We start from the raw sequence: 17,418 nt of genomic DNA on the forward strand, positions 1-17,418 counted from the left end.
CCACTCCGGGCAGCTTCAGGAACGGATCAACGCACTCTGAAACGGGAAGAGCCCGTAAACTCTCCGAACTGGTGGACGACGTCGAAGAACGCGTCGCCGCCGAACACGTGGCCCATGATGTGCCCGGCAACGCAGCCGAACGGGCCAAGATCACCCCCACCGACACCGGCGACGACGCGCCGGACTAACACCTTGACGCGGCTGGGATTACGCCACGGCCACGGGCATGCACGTTCCCGGCGAGGCCGGGCGGCCTCGGTCGCACTGAATAGGTGTCCGCCGGGGCGATGGTGCGGGTGATCAGTCGACCACGGAGCAGTCCGGTGTAAGAAACGGACATTTCGGGTAACGCAGGTGGGTAGTGTTCGGCACCGGACCGAGCGGCAACTACCTCGGCCTGGGCCCAGTCCGACCGCGTGGCATCGCGTCGCTGTCACTGGGACCGAACTATCTTCAGGACAGCGGGTTGGACATGTCGGACGGCAGTGACGAGCGGGCGCGGGACGACGACGAATGGAACTATCGCGCCCGCCACGAGACGGAAACCCAACGACTCGACCGAAACTGGGCGGCACTGCTGCAGGAGCTGCGTGTCGTGCAGACCGGAGTGCAACTGCTCACCGGGTTCTTGTTGACGTTGCCGTTCCAGCAGCGCTTCGCAGACCTGACGGACTTCGAGGTCGGGACCTACCTCGTGACGGTCGCCCTGTCGGTCCTGTCGACGATGCTGCTGGTCGCACCCGTCGGAATTCATCGGGCCCTGTTCCGCCAGCACGCGCTACCCGCACTGGTGGCCACGGCGCACAAGCTGACGGCCTGCGGTATCGCCACCTTCGGGGCCGCATTGGTCGGGGTCGTGCTTCTCATCTTCAGTTTCGTCGTCTCCCCCAGAGTCGGCCTCGTCGCGGCCGCGGTCGCAGCGGCCATCTTCTGCGGACTGTCCCTGCTCGCCGCGATCCTGCGACTGCGGCACCGCCGCAACGATCCCCCACCCTCCGCTGGCGATTGACGAGTGCGTACCGACACCGTGCGCCATCCGAACCCGGGCTCGGTTCCGAATCGCGGCGGTGCACCCCTCGCGAGACGCAACTGCCGGGCAGGGGCGGATGCCTCCGAATCGGTGCCGGCGTTGGCCCCTGCCGGAGGTGTGAATGTCATTCTCCGCGGGTACGCCCACGCAGGTGTCACGCTCGATGTGCGGCCTGCGAAAGTTGCGAAGTGATGCCACGTCGGGGAGGTGATGTCCATGACCGTGCCCGAACCGCACTCAATCCCAGGCCGTGCCGGGGTGGGTGTCCAGCATGCGAGAGATGGTCGGGAAACGTTGTCGGTGGCGGAAGGCATCCTGATCGGCCTACGCCGTTGCAGCCAGACCGAGGCGTTCGACGAGTTGCTTCGAGTCGCACGCCATCACCACCTCAGTGTGCTGACCGTGGCCCACGCCCTGGTGGACCTCGCGATCGGGGCCTGCCCACCGCTGGGATCGGTGAAGCAGCACTCCGACGCATCCGGAGCGTTGGCCGAGTGGGAGTCACATCTGACGCATCGGCCAGGGTCCTCGCGGTAGGTCCCCACACCGTCACCGACAACCGGCGACAACGACACCGAGCAGGTACCGCATGGATTACGCCCGCGGTGAGAAGCAACACTTCCGGACCCCTAACTCACCGCGGACCGTCAGGCCCCGACACCCTTGCCGTTCCCGGATCGGCTGCCTGCCGGCGCGGAGCCCGGCGACGGTGTGCGCTCACCGAGGCGACGTAGCTCGACCGCGATCACCGCCCGCAACAACAGATAGACCGCGGGAACGACCAGCGCGACGGTGCCGAGGACAACGCCTACTCCCAGCACTTCCACAGCACATCCCCCTTGTCGGACAAGTCAACTGCGGCCCTCGCGCGGCACGGAAGCCGCAGCATGTCCACCGTAAGCCGCCCGGCCGACACCGAGCGGTCACCGGCCGGTGACCGGCGCCGGGAGTCCGTCACACCGGGGCACTGCCTCACGCCCCACCTCCCGGCATTGCACATCGTCACGATCCGTTCGATCCCGGCGCTTATGCTGGCCCCACACGCCCGCTCGTGAGAGAAGGCCCGGCAATGTTCGCCCCGTTCCCCCGCAGTAGCCGCGCCGGCGAGTCCGGGGCCGGGGCCGGATCAGAGTTCGTGAAGGGTCGTATCCGATGGCCGCGAGGGGGGTCGAGAGTGGACACCGAACCGGACGAGAACGACGACGGCCGAGACACTGGGGATGGCCGTTTGAGGTTCTGGGCGCACGGGTAGGCGGTGGACACGAAGGCAGGTACGCACCGACGAGGAGGAAGACTCAGTGGTTGACGACAAGTCAGGTCCCGCCGAAGCCGTCAAGGGTGTGGTCGAAGACGTGAAGGGAAAGGCCAAGGAGGCGGTCGGCGCGGTCACCGGCCGTGACGACTTGACTCGGGAGGGACAGGCGCAGCAAGACAAGGCCGAGGCCCAACGAGAGGCGGCGGAAAAGGAAGCTGCGGCGGCGAAGGCACGTGGCGAGGCCGCCGTCCACGACCAACGCGAGCGCGCCGAGCAGGACAAATAAACCAAACCACGTGCTATTCGACGGAAGGAGCACCCGATGGCTCGCAAGGATTCGCAGCCCCAACTCAAAGACCAAGAGATGTATGAGGAACTGCGCGAGAAGGGTGACTCCAAGGAGAAGGCGGCCCGCATCTCCAATGCGGCGGCAAGTCGTGGCCGCACAAATGTCGGAAAGTCGGGCGGGAAGTCGCAGTCCTACGAGGACTGGACAGTGGACGAGCTGAAGAAACGCGCCAAGGAACTGGGCTTGGAGGGCTATTCGAGGCTGAACAAGACCGATCTCATCGACGAGCTTCGTAATCACTAACCAGCCGCGTCCATCCACCGACTCCCCGGTCGGGAACCTTCTGCAGGCACCGATCCGTCAAACATTGCCGCTGGCACCAGGATTGGTACGAAGCACTCCCGACTCCTGCGCCCCGCACATCCCCCGCCGACAGGCATAGTCACCGAAAGCTGGTCTCCGGTCTGCACCGGATGACGCATCCTCGGCCCCGCTGTGCCTGAAACTTTGTACCGAGAGTGCCATTTCCTCGACTCCGATGGGTTTCTGACCACCAGATGCGCTATGCCCTGCGCCCACGATCCTCGGTCAGCTCGCAACAGTCGGCCAACGGTCGGCGTCGGATTGCAGGACTGTCAACCTGGCAGTGTCTCCCCACCGAGCGGGGCGAGCACCTCCCCGGAGTAGTAGGAGGACAGCAGACCGGACGCGAAAAATACGTAGGACGGCGCGATCTCGTCGGGCTGGGCGGCCCGCCCGTAGGGGGCCTGCTTCCCGAATTCCGCGACCTTCTCCTCGTCCATGGTCGCCGGAATCAGTGGTGTCCAGACCGGGCCGGGAGCAACACAATTGACGCGAATTCCGCGATCCAGCAGGGTCTGTGCCAACGAGTACGTCAGCGCGGTCACCGCACCCTTGGTCGCGGAATAGTCGATCAGCGACTTGTTCCCGCGCAACCCGTTCACCGAACCGGTGTTGATGATCGCCGAGCCCGGGCCGAGATGCGGTACCGCCGCCTTGCTCACGTGGAAGTAGCTGTCGATGTTCACCGAGAACGTGTGCCGCCACTGCTCCTCGGACACCTCGAGGAAGTCGTCGACCGGTTCCTGGTAGGCGACATTGTTGACGACGATGTCGAGCCCACCCAGCTCCGAGACCGTGCGGGCCACCACGGCACGGCAGTGCTCCGCCGAGGCCAGGTCACCGGCGAAGGTACGGCAGCACCGCCCCTGTTTTTCGACCAGCTCGGCCGTGTGCGCCGCGTCGTCGCTCTCCTCGAGGTAGGCGATCGCCACGTCGGCGCCCTCCTTCGCGAACGCCACCGCCACGGCGCGGCCGATCCCCGAATCGCCCCCGGTGACCAGCGCCCGTTTGCCTTTCAGCAAGTCGTTGCCCCGGTAGGCGCGCATCTCGTCGTGCGGCTCTTCGGCCATCTCCGCGGTGCGGCCGGGATAGTCGATGGTGTGTGGGGTGTGTTCGCTCATGCACCTCTCCGATCGGGTGAACGGTCGACCTGCCGGGTACCCCGCGCACCGGAAGGCAAATCCGCTGCTTCAGCGGCATCCCCGAGGCAGTTTCCGCCCGCACTCCCACCGCCGATCACCGGGCCGGCCGCGGCCGACTGCCTCACAACTGTCGGATGACCGATTTGCTAGAAATAGGCGTGGATTCAGAGCAGGTGTTCGGTGGCGGCGAGCCGCAGCGGGTGGGCAGCTTCCGGTTCTTCCTGGACGGGCAGCGGTGGGAATGGTCCGACACCGTCGCCCAGATGCACGGCTACCGACCCGGCGAGGTCACCCCGACCACGGAATTGCTGCTCTCCCACAAGCACCCCGAGGACAAGCCGCACGTCGCGCGGGTGTTGGACCGGCTGATCACCGACGCCGAACCGTTCAGCAGCAAGCACCGCATCATCGACACCGCCGGCCACGTCCGCCAGGTCGTGGTGGTCGGGGACCGCATGCACGACGACACCGGCGCCGTGATCGGCACGACCGGGTTCTACGTCGACATCACCGACTCGCACCGCAGCGACGTCAAGGATTCGGTCGACGAAACCGTCGCCGCCCTCGAGCAGTCGCGGGCGGTGATCGAGCAGGCCAAGGGGGCGCTGATGCTGGTCTACGGCATTCCCGCCGACCGCGCGTTCGACATCCTCACCTGGCGCTCGCAGGAAACGAACACCCGGCTCCGCATCCTCGCCGAACGGCTCGTCGCCGCCTTCGGCGAACTCGAACCCGACACCGGCCTCCGAACCCGGTTCGATCATCTGCTGCTCACCGCCCATCAGCGAGGCCCACGACCTAGGTAGTGGACGGTCCCGCGGGCTGTTTGGGCTCAACCCACGGGACCTGGACCGGTGACCCGACCGGTCGAGCCCCGACCCTGACTCCCGATTGCCCCGAGACCCGCACCGGGAACCCCCGGTTTCGACCCCGGCACCAGGAAAGGTGGTGGCTGCAGGATGCGTCGGGCGGTGCGAGCGGGTGCCCCATCGGCGTGGTGCGGGGACCGGGAGCCTCGCACCACGATGTCCCCTTCGGCGGGGGACCCTACGAGGCGTCGGATCGGTGTTCGATCACGTTCAGGGCGACCTCGTTGAGCGGAGTGTTGGTGTGCTGGGATTGGCGGGTCAGGATCGCGAAGGCCTGCTCGGCGTCGATCGAAAACCGGTGCATCAGGATGCCCTTGGCCTGCCCGATGATGTCCCGAGAGGCCAGGGCATCACGGAACTGTTCCTCCCGCTGCGAGGCGATCAGCGCGATCGCCGCATGGGTGGCCAGGGTGCCGCCGATGCTGACCGAGTCGTCGTCGAACGCGCCCACCTGGCTCGAGTGCAGGTTCAACGCACCCATCGTGTTCTCGGTGGTGTAGAGCTGGAACGCCAGCATCGACCGCGCCCCGATCCTGGCCGCCTCCGGCGCGAACAGCGGCCAGCGTCCCTCGGTGGTCATGTCCGTGACCAGGACGGTTTCGTGGTTCCAGATCGCCTGCACACACGGCCCGTCACCGAGCCGGTGCTGAAGCTCGTCGATCTTCTGCGGCAGCTCCGACGTCGCCGCCCGCGACTGAAAACCCCGGCCGCGGGTGACCAGAGTGATGCCGGCATCCTCGGCGCCGGGCACCACATCCCGGGCGGACTTCGTGATCACTTCCAGGGTGCCCTGGATGCTGGCGTGCTCGGCCCGCAGATCCCGGGCGACCTGTTCGATCTCGGCCCGCAACCGATGCTCGAACCCACCACCCCGGCCGGCGGCGTGGTCCTCATCTGAGCTCATACCCCATCGTTACACCGGTCCGAGAGCGACGTCACACCATTTCGGTGCGACCGATAGGCTCGCAGAGATGCACACACCACTCCGCGCTCCCCGAGCGAGCCGGGTCGGGTGGTCTTGCGGTGGATTCTGACCACGCCGGCGCCGTCGCCCGGCGGCGACCACGGCGACGAGCTCCTCGCCCGGGCGGTGATCGAGGCCCTCCAAGCGGGAACGTCGTGGGCGCAGATCGCCGCGCAGCTCGGGGTACCACCCTCGTCCGCCGGCGGTCGGGCAGACATGACCGAGCACGACTGGCAGGAAGCCATCATCACCCACGAGAACGCCCGGGCGGCCCGGCTCAGCGACCGGACCTCACCCCGGCGACCCGAGACGTCCTGAAGCGACAACACCCGCACCTCCGCGGCGCTCACGCCCGGGCGAGGCCTTCCCAGGTGGATCCATGCGTCAGAGCTCGGACAGTGACACCAGCCCGTCCTGCAGCGCCCGGATCAGCAGACCGGTCTTGTCGGAAACGGGGCGCCCGACGGCGGCGTACTTCGCCCGGATCCGGATCAGGTGGGTGTTGATCGTGCCCATACTGATTCCCAGCCCAGAAGCGGCAACACTCTTCGACTCACGGCGCAGCCACAGCCGAAGGATCTCCAGCTCACGCGGCGACAGCGCGGGCCGCCGCTGCGGCCCCGCGACAGGGTCGGGCAGCGGGCCAGGACCGGCAGTCATAGCACTCTCACCTTCTCGGGGCCGCAGTGGCTGCTGCCGGACGCACACCGGTCGTCCGTTGCAGCGCACCATCTGCTGGGGCAATACGATGTGGGCCACGACGACGAGCACGGCCTGCGCCGCGGCGAACAAACCGTACCTGAAGCCGGTTTTACGGTCGTGTCGTCACCACCCGCCTGGTGAAGTGTGGTTATCGTCGGAGTCCAGTAGAACCAAAGGGGGTACCGACCATGGCATCACCGACAACGACCGACCTGTCGACACTGCTGATGATCGACTCCGCGTCGGCGCGGGACCGGGACGACGCCTTCGCCGTCACCCCGCTCGCCGGGGCGCGTGGGTGGGCGGTGGAGGTTCACATCGCGGGTGTCGCCGACGTCGTGGAACTGGGGTCGGTGGCCGACGAGCAGGCGTTCCTGCGGGCGGAGACCCGGTACCTGCGCGACCGCACCGTCCCGATGCTCGGCGAGACGGCCGAACAGGCGGCCACCCTGACCACCGTAGCCGCGCGGACCAGCCTGCGGGTCACCGGCACCCTCACGACCGACGGCCAGCTGCTCGACACCGCCGTCGGCCGCGGGCACATCCCCTTGGGAAGATGCGTGGCGGTCGATCACGCGCAGGTGCCCGGCATCCTGACCGACCCGGCCCACCCACTCCACGGCCAGCTGGCTGCGGCGGATGCCGCCGCGCAGGCCCTGCTCGGCGCCCGCCGCGACGGCGGGGCGCTGGCGTTCTACGACCTCACCCGCGGCTGGGCGACCAATGAGGACGGCGCCATCGTGGCGATCGCCGCCGAACTACGCACCGTCGCCTACGTCATCGTCCAAGAACTGATGATCGCCACCAACGAGGCCGTCGCGTTGTGGTGTGTGGAGCAGGGGTTACCGATTCTGTTCCGCAACCACCGCCCCAACCCGGTCGCCGGCAGCACGGACGAGCTGATGACCGAGATCGCCGCCGCCGCAGGCGATCCGGACCTGTTCGCGAAGCTCCGCGGGCGGCTGCTGTCCACCTTGCGGGCCGCGACCTACGACCCGACGGTCCACGGACATTACGGTCTTCGTCTCAGCGCCTACAGCCACGTCACCTCCCCGCTGCGGCGGGTGGCCGACCTGATCAACCAGCGGATCCTCTTCGCCCACCTCGACCACTCCCCCGCCCCCTACACCGGCGAGCAGTTGGCCACCCTCGGCGCCGACCTGAACCGGCGCACCCGCCAGGCTCGGGAAGCGAAGAAAAACCACTTCAAACACGCCGACCACCGCCTCGTCACCCAAGAGGCGGCACGCGATCTCACCGCTCTCGACGGTCGCACCTTCCACAAGGTCCTCAAAACCGCGGTCACCGCACCACTTCGCGACGAAATCGCCGCCGAACTCGCCCGCCGCGCCGACGCCGACCTGCTGACCGCCCCGGACATCGCGGTCCTGATCGACGCCACCGACCCCACCTGGCGCCCGATCCAACTCCGCGTCCTCGACACCCTCACCGACGCCCATCCGGAGATGGGCCCCAGCGTGGCGTCGGTGTGGCGGCAAACCCACCCCGACCAACTCCCCACCGATCTCGAGACCCGGCAGAGCGGCGCCGACCACCACCCCCTGTTCGCCGCCCGCGCCACCCACCTCGGCATTCGCGGACCCTGGACCACCGCGGCCGCGAAGAAGCCGGCCGAACAGGCCGCCCTCTGGGCCGGACTGCGCGCGCAGCTGACCGGCACCGACCACCCCGACACGGATCCCGAATGGCCTGTGACACCGCAGAACCCGCAGCCTGTTGCCCCGCCGACGTCCGCAGATCCCGGTCCGGCGATCTCCCCGCCGCCGCACGATACGACCGGTCCGGCCGTGTTCAACCTGGACGGGGCGAAGAAATCCAAGGCGCTCTCGAACCCCATCGCCTGGCTGATGAGCCTGGCCCAGAACAGCAATCAGGCCCCGCCCGAGTGGGAGATCCGCACCGACGGTCCCGCGCACGCACCCCGCTTCACCGCCACCGTGTCCCTCGCCGGCCGCACCGCCACCGCGGAGGCGACCGCGAAAACGGTGGCGAAGACCGCATCCGCGGCCGCGCTCGTCGAGGCACTCTTCGCCCGGCAGTGATGACGCCGCGCGGTCTTGTGTGTACCGCGGCAACACCGGTCGGGGTACTGGGGCGGCCGAACCGCTGCCGGGCAGTCTTGGCGGGTAGCCGCCTGAGGCGCGCCGACCGAAACTCGGGACGGCACTCTCGTGGCGGCCCGGACACGAGCGCCGTCGATCGATCGGAGCATCGCCATCCCGACGCCCTTCGATCCGAGAACAAAATGACGCAACGACCCCCGGGCCCGGTTCGGACGAGAGCAGGTCGTCCGGCAGTCGGTCGAGACCACCGCGGATTCGGGATTTCCGGGCCGATGTGTCAGGGGAGTGTCCGTACCGCGGCGTTGCGGCGCGGATGACGACTGACCGGCATCTCCGACATCGGCACTACCGGCCTGATTGAGCGTCTTTGAACCTGATTCAGTGCCGCTTTTTGTGCCCCACTCCCCACTCATCGACAACGTGCTTATCCCATGTGAACTGCACCTATGCGGCCACTCCCCCACTCCCCACCAGAATCGCCGGGCCGTGGGAATGTGTATCCCGATTCGGCGCGGAGGCTTCTCATCCGAGGTGCCGGAACCGCAGCCCCGCGTGTTGCACCGCGCCGACGCCGAGACTTCTGCTTCCGACGAGACGGCAGGCGCCTGGCATACCATCGCCCGGTGACCGATCCGACAGATCCCACCGTCGAAGCCGCCATGGCCCTGCTCCGCGAGCACGGCCCCCTCCATCCCGACGAATGGGCACGGTTGCTGGTCGCGAGGGACACGGCTATCTCGCCGACATGGAGGAACTCACCGAGTACCTCGGCCATCGACGGCTCGGCTACCTGGCGGACGGTCGCAGCGCGGCCCTCGACACGCTGCTCTCCGGGCGCGTGCTCACCCACCGGCTCACCGACACGGAACTCTCCACTGGCATCCTCGACGCCCACCCGGACCTGATACCGCTGCTGCCGTTCGACGACCACGACCACGACCCGGCCGCGGGCGGGCTCCACACCATTTTCCGGGACCTCGACGACGACGTCTTCGACGAACGCGGCGTCGACGACCCGGACTGGCCGAAGGATGCGGCGCTGCTGCTCGAACGAGACGCGCTCGCCGAATTCCGGCCCGGCGACCTGGTCGCGCTCGCCCTCATCGACGGCGAGTTGCGGCTCACCGCCGCGGCGGTTCCCCCACGGCCGCACCCGATCTTCACCGGCGCGCTGGCCGACCTGATGCCGCCGGAGGGCCCCGAGCCCCTGGACGGCATCGTCTGGCAGCTGATGGCCGACGACCCGACCCTGCTGACGGCGCCGACCCTCCTGCTCGGCGACCTGATCACCGCCACCGGATACGTCTGCGACGGCGATTTCATCGCCGCCGCAGGTTTCGACTTCGCCGCCCACCGCGGGGCCTCGCACGCCGCGGCGGTCGCGGCGGCGCACCACCTCACCGACCAGGAGACGGACGCGGTCATGACGTTTGTGGCCCTGATCGGCGTGCTCGAGCACACCCCCGACGACGAGCGTGAGCGCGCCGTCGACGCGGTCGTGGCGACCGCGGGTGACCGGTTCGCCCATCTCGCCTCACCGAACGCGGCCCGCGCCGCGTTCGGTGAGGCGTACGCCACTCTGGACGCCGGCACCGACACTCTGCACCGGGCCGCCGCGGTACTCCGCGACCGCGGTCCCCGCCGGACCGCCCCGACCGCGCACTGGCTGGCGGGCAAGGCCGCCGAACTCGACGGAGCGACCACCGACGCCGAGCGGCACTACGAGCGCGCGGTGTCGGTGGACCCGAACTGGGACGAGGCACTCGAGGCGCTGGCCCGCTTCGCGTCCGATCGCGGTGACGCGGTGCGGGCGATCGGGCTGCTCGACCGGGTCCCCGGTGGGGATCGCGACCCGATGTACGAGCTGCTCCGATCGTTTCGTCCCGTCGACCGGCCGGACCTGGGACGCAACGATCGGTGCTGGTGCGGGTCCGGACGCAAATACAAGGTATGCCACTGATCCGACCTGCTCGACTCCTTCCCACAACAGGAGCAGCCGGGGACAATGAGCGTGCACCGACTGCGGGAGGCATTGGGGCTCTAGAACTTCCGCCTGCCGCCAACGCAACCCGATCGGTGGCCACTGCACCGCCCAGCCGGTCGCCCCGGTCACGCCCACGACGACCGTGGCCGTTGCTCCCCCGCCAGGCCCCGCCGTCATCCCGGCCACCCCCGGCGCCGATCCGCACCGCTCCGCAATCATCTGTCAGCTACGCGTCCTGAGACGACACAAAAGCAGCCGGCGCCGCGCCGATCTACCAAGGAGAAACCGGCTACTCGACGAAACTCGACCGGGACAAGGCGGTAACACCCGCCGCAAGTGATGCGGCGGAACATGGGCGCCGACAATCCCTAGTCGACCGCGCGGGTCACAGGGTTTGCCCGGGCCCGGTTCCAGAACGGAAACAGCTCGGGGCTGCCGGCCTCCGGGTGTTGCCGTTGCGCCTCCTCGACGAACTCGAGGGCGATCAAGTCATGGCGAACACCATTTCGCTGCCCTGGTTGGCGCGGTCGTCTCGACGAACCCGGTTGCCTCAAACGAGGCAATGTCCACATTCTCGACACCGACGACACAAAACGGACCTATGGCGAGAACGCCCTCTGAACCGGTTCACGCCGATTCGGTTTCGTCGGCTGGACACCACTCCCCAAACAGCCCGGAAGATCGGTACGGGAGGCACAGAAGCAGCTGCAGTCGACGGCTATTCCGCGAATTAAAGAGATTCCGGGATGTGATGTACGTGTGTATAAAACCGACCACGTGCTCTGTGGACCACTGCCGACTGGGCGACCTTGTTTCTACGGACTTTAGTGACTTAAGGTGGAGTGCACGCATCGCGCGGCGTACCGGGGTCTGGGCGTATTGCGTTGATAGACATGCTAAATAGCCCTCCTAAGGATCGATCATGTCCACCAGCCCCACCGGATCGGCGAAACAAGGACGATACAAGGACCCGGTTTCTCCCCGGCCGGCTCGTCAGCAAGAATGCACGAGCGGGCATCGCCGGCACTCAGTAGCTGGTTTACCTCAGGTTCGTCGGAGCATCGTGGCGGGGCGGACGCATCGAGGGGTCTTGGTGGCAATCATCCGCATTATCGCGGGCACGGGCGGCCTTCACGGTATGGCGCCTCATCCCGCAACGTCGGCCATTTCGCTTCAGCCGGTGAATCACACGAGCTCCCTGTGCTGGAGGAGGGCGCCACAGGGTGCACCCTCAGACGAATGCTCCTGCAACAAGTTCGAGGGACCTCATCAAGTCGTTGCACCGGCGAGAGACAACGCAGTGTCGCATCCCTCACGCGCCGAGAGCCGGGCGAACGATGTTTACCAAGACGTTGTTGATCGATAATTACGATTCCTTCACATACAACCTGTACAGCTTTCTCAGCGACGTCAACGGGTGCCCGCCGACGGTGGTGCGCAACGACGTGGACTGGTGTGTGATCGATCTGGCCGAGTTCGACAACATCGTGATCTCTCCGGGGCCCGGTCGTCCATCAATCGAACGCGACTTCGGCATCAGCTCGCGGGCCATTCTGCACGGTGGGCTTCCCACCCTGGGAGTGTGCCTCGGCCATCAGGGTCTATGCCAACTGTTCGGTGCGCATGTCGTCTTGGCTCCAGAGCCGCGGCACGGTCGAAACTCGGAGATATTTCACGACCAGAGTGAATTGTTCGCGGGTCTCCCCTCGCCTCTGTCGGTCGTTCGGTACCACTCTCTTGCCGTCGAAGATCTCCCGGCTGAGCTGGAGGCGACTGCGTGGACATCCGACGGGGTTCTCATGGGGGTACGGCACCGTCTGCGCCCCCTGTGGGGGTTGCAATTTCATCCGGAATCGGTCTGCACGGATCATGGACATGAACTCCTCGCCAACTTCCGCGACCTCACCCCGACCCGCCGGAAGGGATCCGTCCCGAAGCCACGACATCGGCCGCGGACCTTGTCTCCGTACAGGGTGGAAACACGACGGATAGATCGGCGCGTCGACCCACAGACGGTGTATGAGCGCCTGTTCGCGGACGGCCCCAACAGTTTTTGGCTCGATGGCAGCTCCGCAGTGGAATCGGACGCACGCTTCACCATCATGGGTGACGCATCTGGTCCACGCGCCGAGTACGTTACGTATGACGTTGCGGACGGCACCGTCCTAGTGCACCGTTCCGGCGTTCCGGCCGACAAACGCCGCGTGCGATTCTTCGACTATCTCGACGAACAGTTGCGGATCCGCGCGGTGCCGCCATCTCCGGATCTGCCGTTCTCGTTCAATCTGGGCTACGTGGGGTACCTGGGCTACGAGTTGAAGGCCGAAGCCGACGGCAGTGCGCAACACTCCGCGGACACACCGGACGCTGCCCTGGTCTTCGCCGACCGCGCGGTCGTGATCGACCATGTCGACGGCAGCTGCTACCTACTGGCGCTCAGCGAGCGGCCACACGACCCCGGATCCCGCGACTGGATGCGCCGTACGGCACGGGTAATCAACCGGATGCCCGTCACGACCGACGATGCGCTTCCCGCCCGGCCGCTCATCAGGTCGGCGGCAGACCCGCGCATGACGCTGCGCCACAACCGTGAAACCTACCTCAACAAGATCCGTACCTGTTTGGAGAACATTCGGGTCGGGGAAACGTACGAAGTGTGCTTGACGAACCACGCCCGGATCGAGGTCGACATCGACCCCGTCGAAACCTTTGCCTACCTCCGATCCATCACGCCGGTGCCGTACGCAGCACTCCTGAGGTTCGAGGCGGCGGACATACTCAGCGCCTCCCCTGAGAGGTTTCTGCGCGTGGGCGCCGACCGGGTCGTGGAGTCCAAACCGATCAAGGGCACCCGGCCGCGGGGTGCAACCGCTGCGACGGACGACGCGCTCCGCCGGGACCTTCTGACGAGCGAAAAGGATCGGGCCGAGAACCTCATGATCGTCGACCTCGTGCGCAACGATCTTTCACGGGTCTGTACCCCCGGTTCGGTGCACGTACCGCGATTGTTCGACGTCGAAACCTACGCACCGGTCCATCAGCTCGTGTCGACGGTGCGGGGGACGCTGCGCAGTGACGCGACTGCGGTCGGGTGTGTGCGTGCCTGCTTCCCGGGTGGCTCGATGACCGGAGCACCGAAGCTACGCACCATGGAAATCATCGATCGGCTGGAGGAGGGGCCGCGAGGGGTGTACTCGGGCGCCCTCGGCTGGCTGTCGATCAACGGCACCGCCGACCTCAGCATCGTCATCCGAACCATGGTGTCCCGTCACGGGACAGTGAGCTTCGGGATCGGGGGCGCCATTGTCGCGTTGTCCGATCCCGACGAAGAGTTCGTCGAGACCCTGGTCAAGGCGGCCGCCATGCGCAGGGCTCTCACGATCAGCGCCGGTAGATCGCGCGCCCTCGCCCACCACCTTGATCCGCAGGCCTCGAGTGGCATCATCGATCGAGCCGGGCGACTCTCGCGGGCCGAAGTGGGCGGTGTAGAGGTGTGGGTCTGCCCCGGTGTGCCGGCGCCCGGTGCACATGCCGAACTTGTGCTTGCCGAGGCCCTCGCCGATATTTCACATGTCACGGCTCCAGTGGTCGTGGACCTGTGCACCGGTTCCGGAGCAATCGCCTTGGCGATCGCGCATGCCCGAGCCGATGCCGGTGTACATGCCGTGGATGTGGATCCGGTAGCTCTGAACGTGGCGCGGCGCAACATCGAACGTCAGATTTGCCTCGGCGAGAGCCCGATCGCGCTTCACGATACCGTCGTCACCGACCTGGACGGAACGGCCGATCTGGTCCTCGCCCGTCCACCGTGCATTCCCGAGGACGACGAATTTCCCCTACAGCGCAGCGACTACCACCAAGGGGCCTCGGCCAGTGGTACAGATGTGTCGAGGCTCGCCCGGCACACTATTGTTGCGGCGGCACGGCTCCTGCACGCAGGCGGCAGCTTCGTCGTCGAGCACCGTCCCGACCATTACACGGCAGTGGTCGCACTACTCGACGAGAACAAGCTATTTGCAAATGTGGCAACACATTTCGACCATGCCGGTGAAGCGGTCTACACCACGTGCGCGCGGACCTCGATGCAGCCCCGGCGCAAGGTCGGACCCGCGCCCAGCCCTTGCACGCCTCCTGACGCAAAGAGCAGATCGGAGAACGGTCGTGGATGCCGTCCCGCCACGGATTCCAGGAGTTGAAAAGCGCTCGGGGGCCGGCCTTTCGTCGAAGGCGTGCCGGTTGTCTGCCGCGCAGAAGGGAATCTGGTTCGCCCAGCAACTGGCGGGCAAGCTCCCGATCACGATCGCGCAGTACGTCGAGGTCGTCGGCGAGTTGGATATCGAATTGCTCGAAGCGACCAGCCACGTGGCCGCCACGGAGTTCGGTTCGGGGTTGGTACGCCTGGTCGACCACGACGGTGAGCTGTATCAACTGGTCGACGATTCTTCCGACAGCGTGCTCCGGCAAATCGACCTTCGCGGGGAGCACGACCCGGCGGCCGCCGCGCAGCAGTGGATGCGCCGGGAGTTCAGCACCCCGATAGACCTCCTCCAGGATCTGCTCGCGGTGTCGGCCGTTCTCCGGATCGGTGACCGGCACTTCTACTGGTACTCACGCATTCACCACATCGCGCTCGACGGCTACGGCGCCATGAACATGGTGCAGCGTATTGCCGAGTTGTATTCGGCCGCAGTTGCCGGTGTCGACGCCCCGCCGCTTCGGGTGCTGGACCTCGCGCAGATCGTTGAACTCGATGCTGCCTACCGGAACTCGGATCGCTTCGAAGCGGATCGGCGATACTGGGCGGAACGGACCATGGGACTTCCGGAGCCTGCGAGCCTGGCCGGGCGGTCGGCGCCCGTCGAGGCGCATCCGCGAGTGGCCGGCGCGGCCTTGTCACACGACGTGGCCTCCATGCTCGAGTCGGTCGTCGCGGAGCACAACTCGAGTGCGGCGCCGGTCTTGGTCGCTGCTCTTGCGGGCTTCCTGTGCCGGATGACAGGAAGATCGGACATCGTACTCAGTCTGCCGGTTTCGGCCCGAACGACCGCATCGCTGCGACGCTCAGGTGGGATGGTGGCCAATGTCGTACCGCTGCAACTCGAGGTGGGCGCGGACGTGACGATCGGGGCACTGATCAAGTCCGCCCAGCTCGAGTTGACCGGGGCGCTGCGACGGCAGCGGTACCGGCGTGAGGACATCTGCCGCGATCTCGGCAGGGACATCAGCCGAATTCGCTCGTTTGGTCCGACTCTCAACATCATGCCGGCCGGTCGTGAGATCCGGCTGGGCCCCCACTCGGGCCGACTGCACGTGTTGACCTCCGGGCTCGTCGACGATCTCTTCGTCAACATCTACCCGAGCATGGGGGGCACCACCACACGCATCGACTTCCAGGCCAACCCGAGTCTGTACGACGACGACGTTCTCGATTGTCATCACCACCGCTTGTTGTCCTTTCTCGAACGCTTCCTTTCTGCCGATGCGGGGAGTCGGGTCGGTGACCTCGACATCCTCGACGCCGACGAACGACGGAACCTGCTCGACCGCACCGGCGGCCCCGAACACCCCGCCACGACACTGCCCCAACTGCTCGCCACCGCCGCCGCACACGACCCCACCGCACCCGCGGTGATCTACCGAGACCAGCACCTGACCTACCACCAACTCGACACCGCATCCTCCCAGCTGGCACGAATCCTCATCGCCGAAGGCCTCGGCACCGAAGACACCGTCGCCATCGCACTGCCCCGCACCCCCGACGCGGTCCTCGCAGTCTGGGCCACCACCAAAACCGGCGCCGCATTCCTCCCCATCGACCCGAACTACCCGAAAGACCGCATCACCCACATGCTCTCGAACTCCCGAGCCGCACTCGGATTGACCACCACCGCACACGCCACAACCCTGCCCGGACCACTGCCCTGGCTCGTCATCGACACCCCCGACTTCGAAACCCGATGCAACACCATGGATTCAGGCCCGATCACCGACCACGACCGACTCCGACCCCTGCACACCACCAACACCGCCTACCTGCTCTACACCTCCGGCTCCACCGGCACCCCCAAAGGCGTCGTCGTCACCCACCAAGGGCTGGCCAACCTCGCCGCCGAACAACACGAACGATTCACCACCACCCCCACCTCCCGCACCCTGGCCGTGGCATCACCAAGCTTCGACGCCTCGGTCTTCGAACTACTCCTCGCCACCGGATCCAGCGCCACCATGGTCATCGCCCCACCCACCGTCTTCGGCGGCGACGAACTCACCCAACTCCTCCACCACAACCACGTCACCCACGCCGTGATCACACCGGCCGCACTGGCCACGATCGACCCCACCCACCTCCACACCCTGCACACCGTCCTCTCCGCCGGCGAGGCCTGCACCCCCGACCTGCTCGCCCACTGGGCCACAAACACCGACACCCCCACCACCCACACCCCCCGCCGCTTCTTCAACGGCTACGGCCCCACCGAAACAACCGTGATGAGCAACTGCAGCGGACCACTGACACCCGGTGACCCCATCACCATCGGCGGCCCGATCCGCGGCACCCACGCCTACGTCCTCGACAACCGACTCCGGCCCGTCCCCAGCGGCGTAACCGCAGAACTACACCTGGCCGGGATCCAACTCGCCCGCGGATACCAGAACCAACCCACACACACCGCCGAACACTTCGTCGCCAACCCCTACGGCCCACCCGGCCAACGCATGTACCGCACCGGCGACC

General features: G+C 66.8%; 15 protein-coding genes. 11 read left to right on the plus strand and 4 right to left on the minus strand.

The annotated features are described in order from the left end of the window. The 3 genes from P3H15_RS50080 to P3H15_RS50090 all read left to right on the plus strand — a co-directional run. Positions 1-188: hypothetical protein (locus tag P3H15_RS50080; RefSeq protein WP_276144154.1), on the plus strand; the 188-nt coding region annotated here is incomplete at its 5' end. 284 nt (positions 189-472) lie between these two features. Then, positions 473-1,009, plus strand: a complete 537-nt coding sequence (locus P3H15_RS50085) for a DUF6328 family protein (protein WP_276144168.1) — start codon at positions 473-475, stop codon at positions 1,007-1,009. Between the two features lie 237 nt (positions 1,010-1,246). Next, entirely contained in the window at positions 1,247-1,567 is a 321-nt protein-coding gene (locus P3H15_RS50090; RefSeq protein WP_276144155.1) for an ANTAR domain-containing protein, read from the plus strand. Positions 1,568-1,677: 110 nt separating this feature from the next. Here P3H15_RS50090 and P3H15_RS50095 read toward each other — a convergent pair whose 3' ends face one another. Continuing rightward, entirely contained in the window at positions 1,678-1,857 is a 180-nt protein-coding gene (locus P3H15_RS50095) for a hypothetical protein (protein WP_276144156.1), read from the minus strand. Between the two features lie 471 nt (positions 1,858-2,328). Between P3H15_RS50095 and P3H15_RS50100 the strand changes: the two genes are divergently transcribed. Together P3H15_RS50100 and P3H15_RS50105 are read left to right on the plus strand one after the other, a co-directional pair. Continuing rightward, entirely contained in the window at positions 2,329-2,571 is a 243-nt protein-coding gene (locus tag P3H15_RS50100; RefSeq protein WP_276144157.1) for a CsbD family protein, read from the plus strand. Positions 2,572-2,607: 36 nt separating this feature from the next. Continuing rightward, a complete protein-coding gene (locus P3H15_RS50105) occupies positions 2,608-2,877 on the plus strand; it encodes a Rho termination factor N-terminal domain-containing protein (protein WP_276144158.1) in 270 nt (89 codons plus the stop codon). Between the two features lie 332 nt (positions 2,878-3,209). Here P3H15_RS50105 and P3H15_RS50110 read toward each other — a convergent pair whose 3' ends face one another. Next, on the minus strand, positions 3,210-4,058 hold the full coding sequence (locus tag P3H15_RS50110) for an SDR family oxidoreductase (RefSeq protein WP_276144159.1): 849 nt from the start codon (positions 4,056-4,058) through the stop codon (positions 3,210-3,212). A gap of 155 nt (positions 4,059-4,213) precedes the next feature. Between P3H15_RS50110 and P3H15_RS50115 the strand changes: the two genes are divergently transcribed. After that, complete coding sequence (locus P3H15_RS50115; protein ID WP_276144160.1) at positions 4,214-4,885, plus strand: PAS and ANTAR domain-containing protein; 672 nt, start codon at positions 4,214-4,216, stop codon at positions 4,883-4,885. 241 nt (positions 4,886-5,126) lie between these two features. Here the strand turns inward: P3H15_RS50115 and P3H15_RS50120 are convergent, their stop codons facing one another. Further along, complete coding sequence (locus P3H15_RS50120; protein ID WP_276144161.1) at positions 5,127-5,852, minus strand: GAF and ANTAR domain-containing protein; 726 nt, start codon at positions 5,850-5,852, stop codon at positions 5,127-5,129. A gap of 108 nt (positions 5,853-5,960) precedes the next feature. Between P3H15_RS50120 and P3H15_RS50125 the strand changes: the two genes are divergently transcribed. After that, positions 5,961-6,230, plus strand: a complete 270-nt coding sequence (locus P3H15_RS50125) for a hypothetical protein (RefSeq protein ID WP_276144162.1) — start codon at positions 5,961-5,963, stop codon at positions 6,228-6,230. A gap of 66 nt (positions 6,231-6,296) precedes the next feature. Here P3H15_RS50125 and P3H15_RS50130 read toward each other — a convergent pair whose 3' ends face one another. Continuing rightward, positions 6,297-6,572: a LuxR C-terminal-related transcriptional regulator gene (locus tag P3H15_RS50130; protein ID WP_276144163.1), complete on the minus strand. Its 276-nt coding sequence runs from the start codon at positions 6,570-6,572 to the stop codon at positions 6,297-6,299. A gap of 230 nt (positions 6,573-6,802) precedes the next feature. Here P3H15_RS50130 and P3H15_RS50135 point away from each other — a divergent pair, with 230 nt between their 5' ends. From P3H15_RS50135 to P3H15_RS50150, 4 genes are all read left to right on the plus strand, one after another. Continuing rightward, on the plus strand, positions 6,803-8,677 hold the full coding sequence (locus tag P3H15_RS50135) for an RNB domain-containing ribonuclease (RefSeq protein ID WP_276144164.1): 1,875 nt from the start codon (positions 6,803-6,805) through the stop codon (positions 8,675-8,677). Between the two features lie 721 nt (positions 8,678-9,398). Continuing rightward, complete coding sequence (locus P3H15_RS50140) at positions 9,399-10,658, plus strand: SEC-C domain-containing protein (RefSeq protein ID WP_276144165.1); 1,260 nt, start codon at positions 9,399-9,401, stop codon at positions 10,656-10,658. Positions 10,659-12,019: 1,361 nt separating this feature from the next. Beyond that, a complete protein-coding gene (gene pabB / locus P3H15_RS50145) occupies positions 12,020-14,878 on the plus strand; it encodes an aminodeoxychorismate synthase component I (protein ID WP_276144166.1) in 2,859 nt (952 codons plus the stop codon). Between the two features lie 40 nt (positions 14,879-14,918). Beyond that, positions 14,919-17,418: AMP-binding protein (locus tag P3H15_RS50150; RefSeq protein ID WP_276144167.1), on the plus strand; the 2,500-nt coding region annotated here is incomplete at its 3' end.

The organism is Rhodococcus sp. T2V (assembly GCF_029269925.1).
GTDB classification, from domain to species: Bacteria; Actinomycetota; Actinomycetes; order Mycobacteriales; family Mycobacteriaceae; genus Rhodococcus_F; species Rhodococcus_F koreensis.

Coding starts and splice junctions, on each gene's coding strand:
- P3H15_RS50085 (WP_276144168.1), top strand. CDS start 473: ATGTCGGACGGCAGTGACGAGCGGGCGCGGGACGACGACGAATGGAAC.
- P3H15_RS50090 (WP_276144155.1), top strand. CDS start 1,247: ATGACCGTGCCCGAACCGCACTCAATCCCAGGCCGTGCCGGGGTGGGT.
- P3H15_RS50105 (WP_276144158.1), top strand. CDS start 2,608: ATGGCTCGCAAGGATTCGCAGCCCCAACTCAAAGACCAAGAGATGTAT.
- P3H15_RS50110 (WP_276144159.1), bottom strand. CDS start 4,058: ATGAGCGAACACACCCCACACACCATCGACTATCCCGGCCGCACCGCG.
- P3H15_RS50115 (WP_276144160.1), top strand. CDS start 4,214: ATGACCGATTTGCTAGAAATAGGCGTGGATTCAGAGCAGGTGTTCGGT.
- P3H15_RS50120 (WP_276144161.1), bottom strand. CDS start 5,852: ATGAGCTCAGATGAGGACCACGCCGCCGGCCGGGGTGGTGGGTTCGAG.
- P3H15_RS50130 (WP_276144163.1), bottom strand. CDS start 6,572: ATGACTGCCGGTCCTGGCCCGCTGCCCGACCCTGTCGCGGGGCCGCAG.
- P3H15_RS50135 (WP_276144164.1), top strand. CDS start 6,803: ATGGCATCACCGACAACGACCGACCTGTCGACACTGCTGATGATCGAC.
- P3H15_RS50140 (WP_276144165.1), top strand. CDS start 9,399: ATGGGCACGGTTGCTGGTCGCGAGGGACACGGCTATCTCGCCGACATG.
- pabB (WP_276144166.1), top strand. CDS start 12,020: ATGTTTACCAAGACGTTGTTGATCGATAATTACGATTCCTTCACATAC.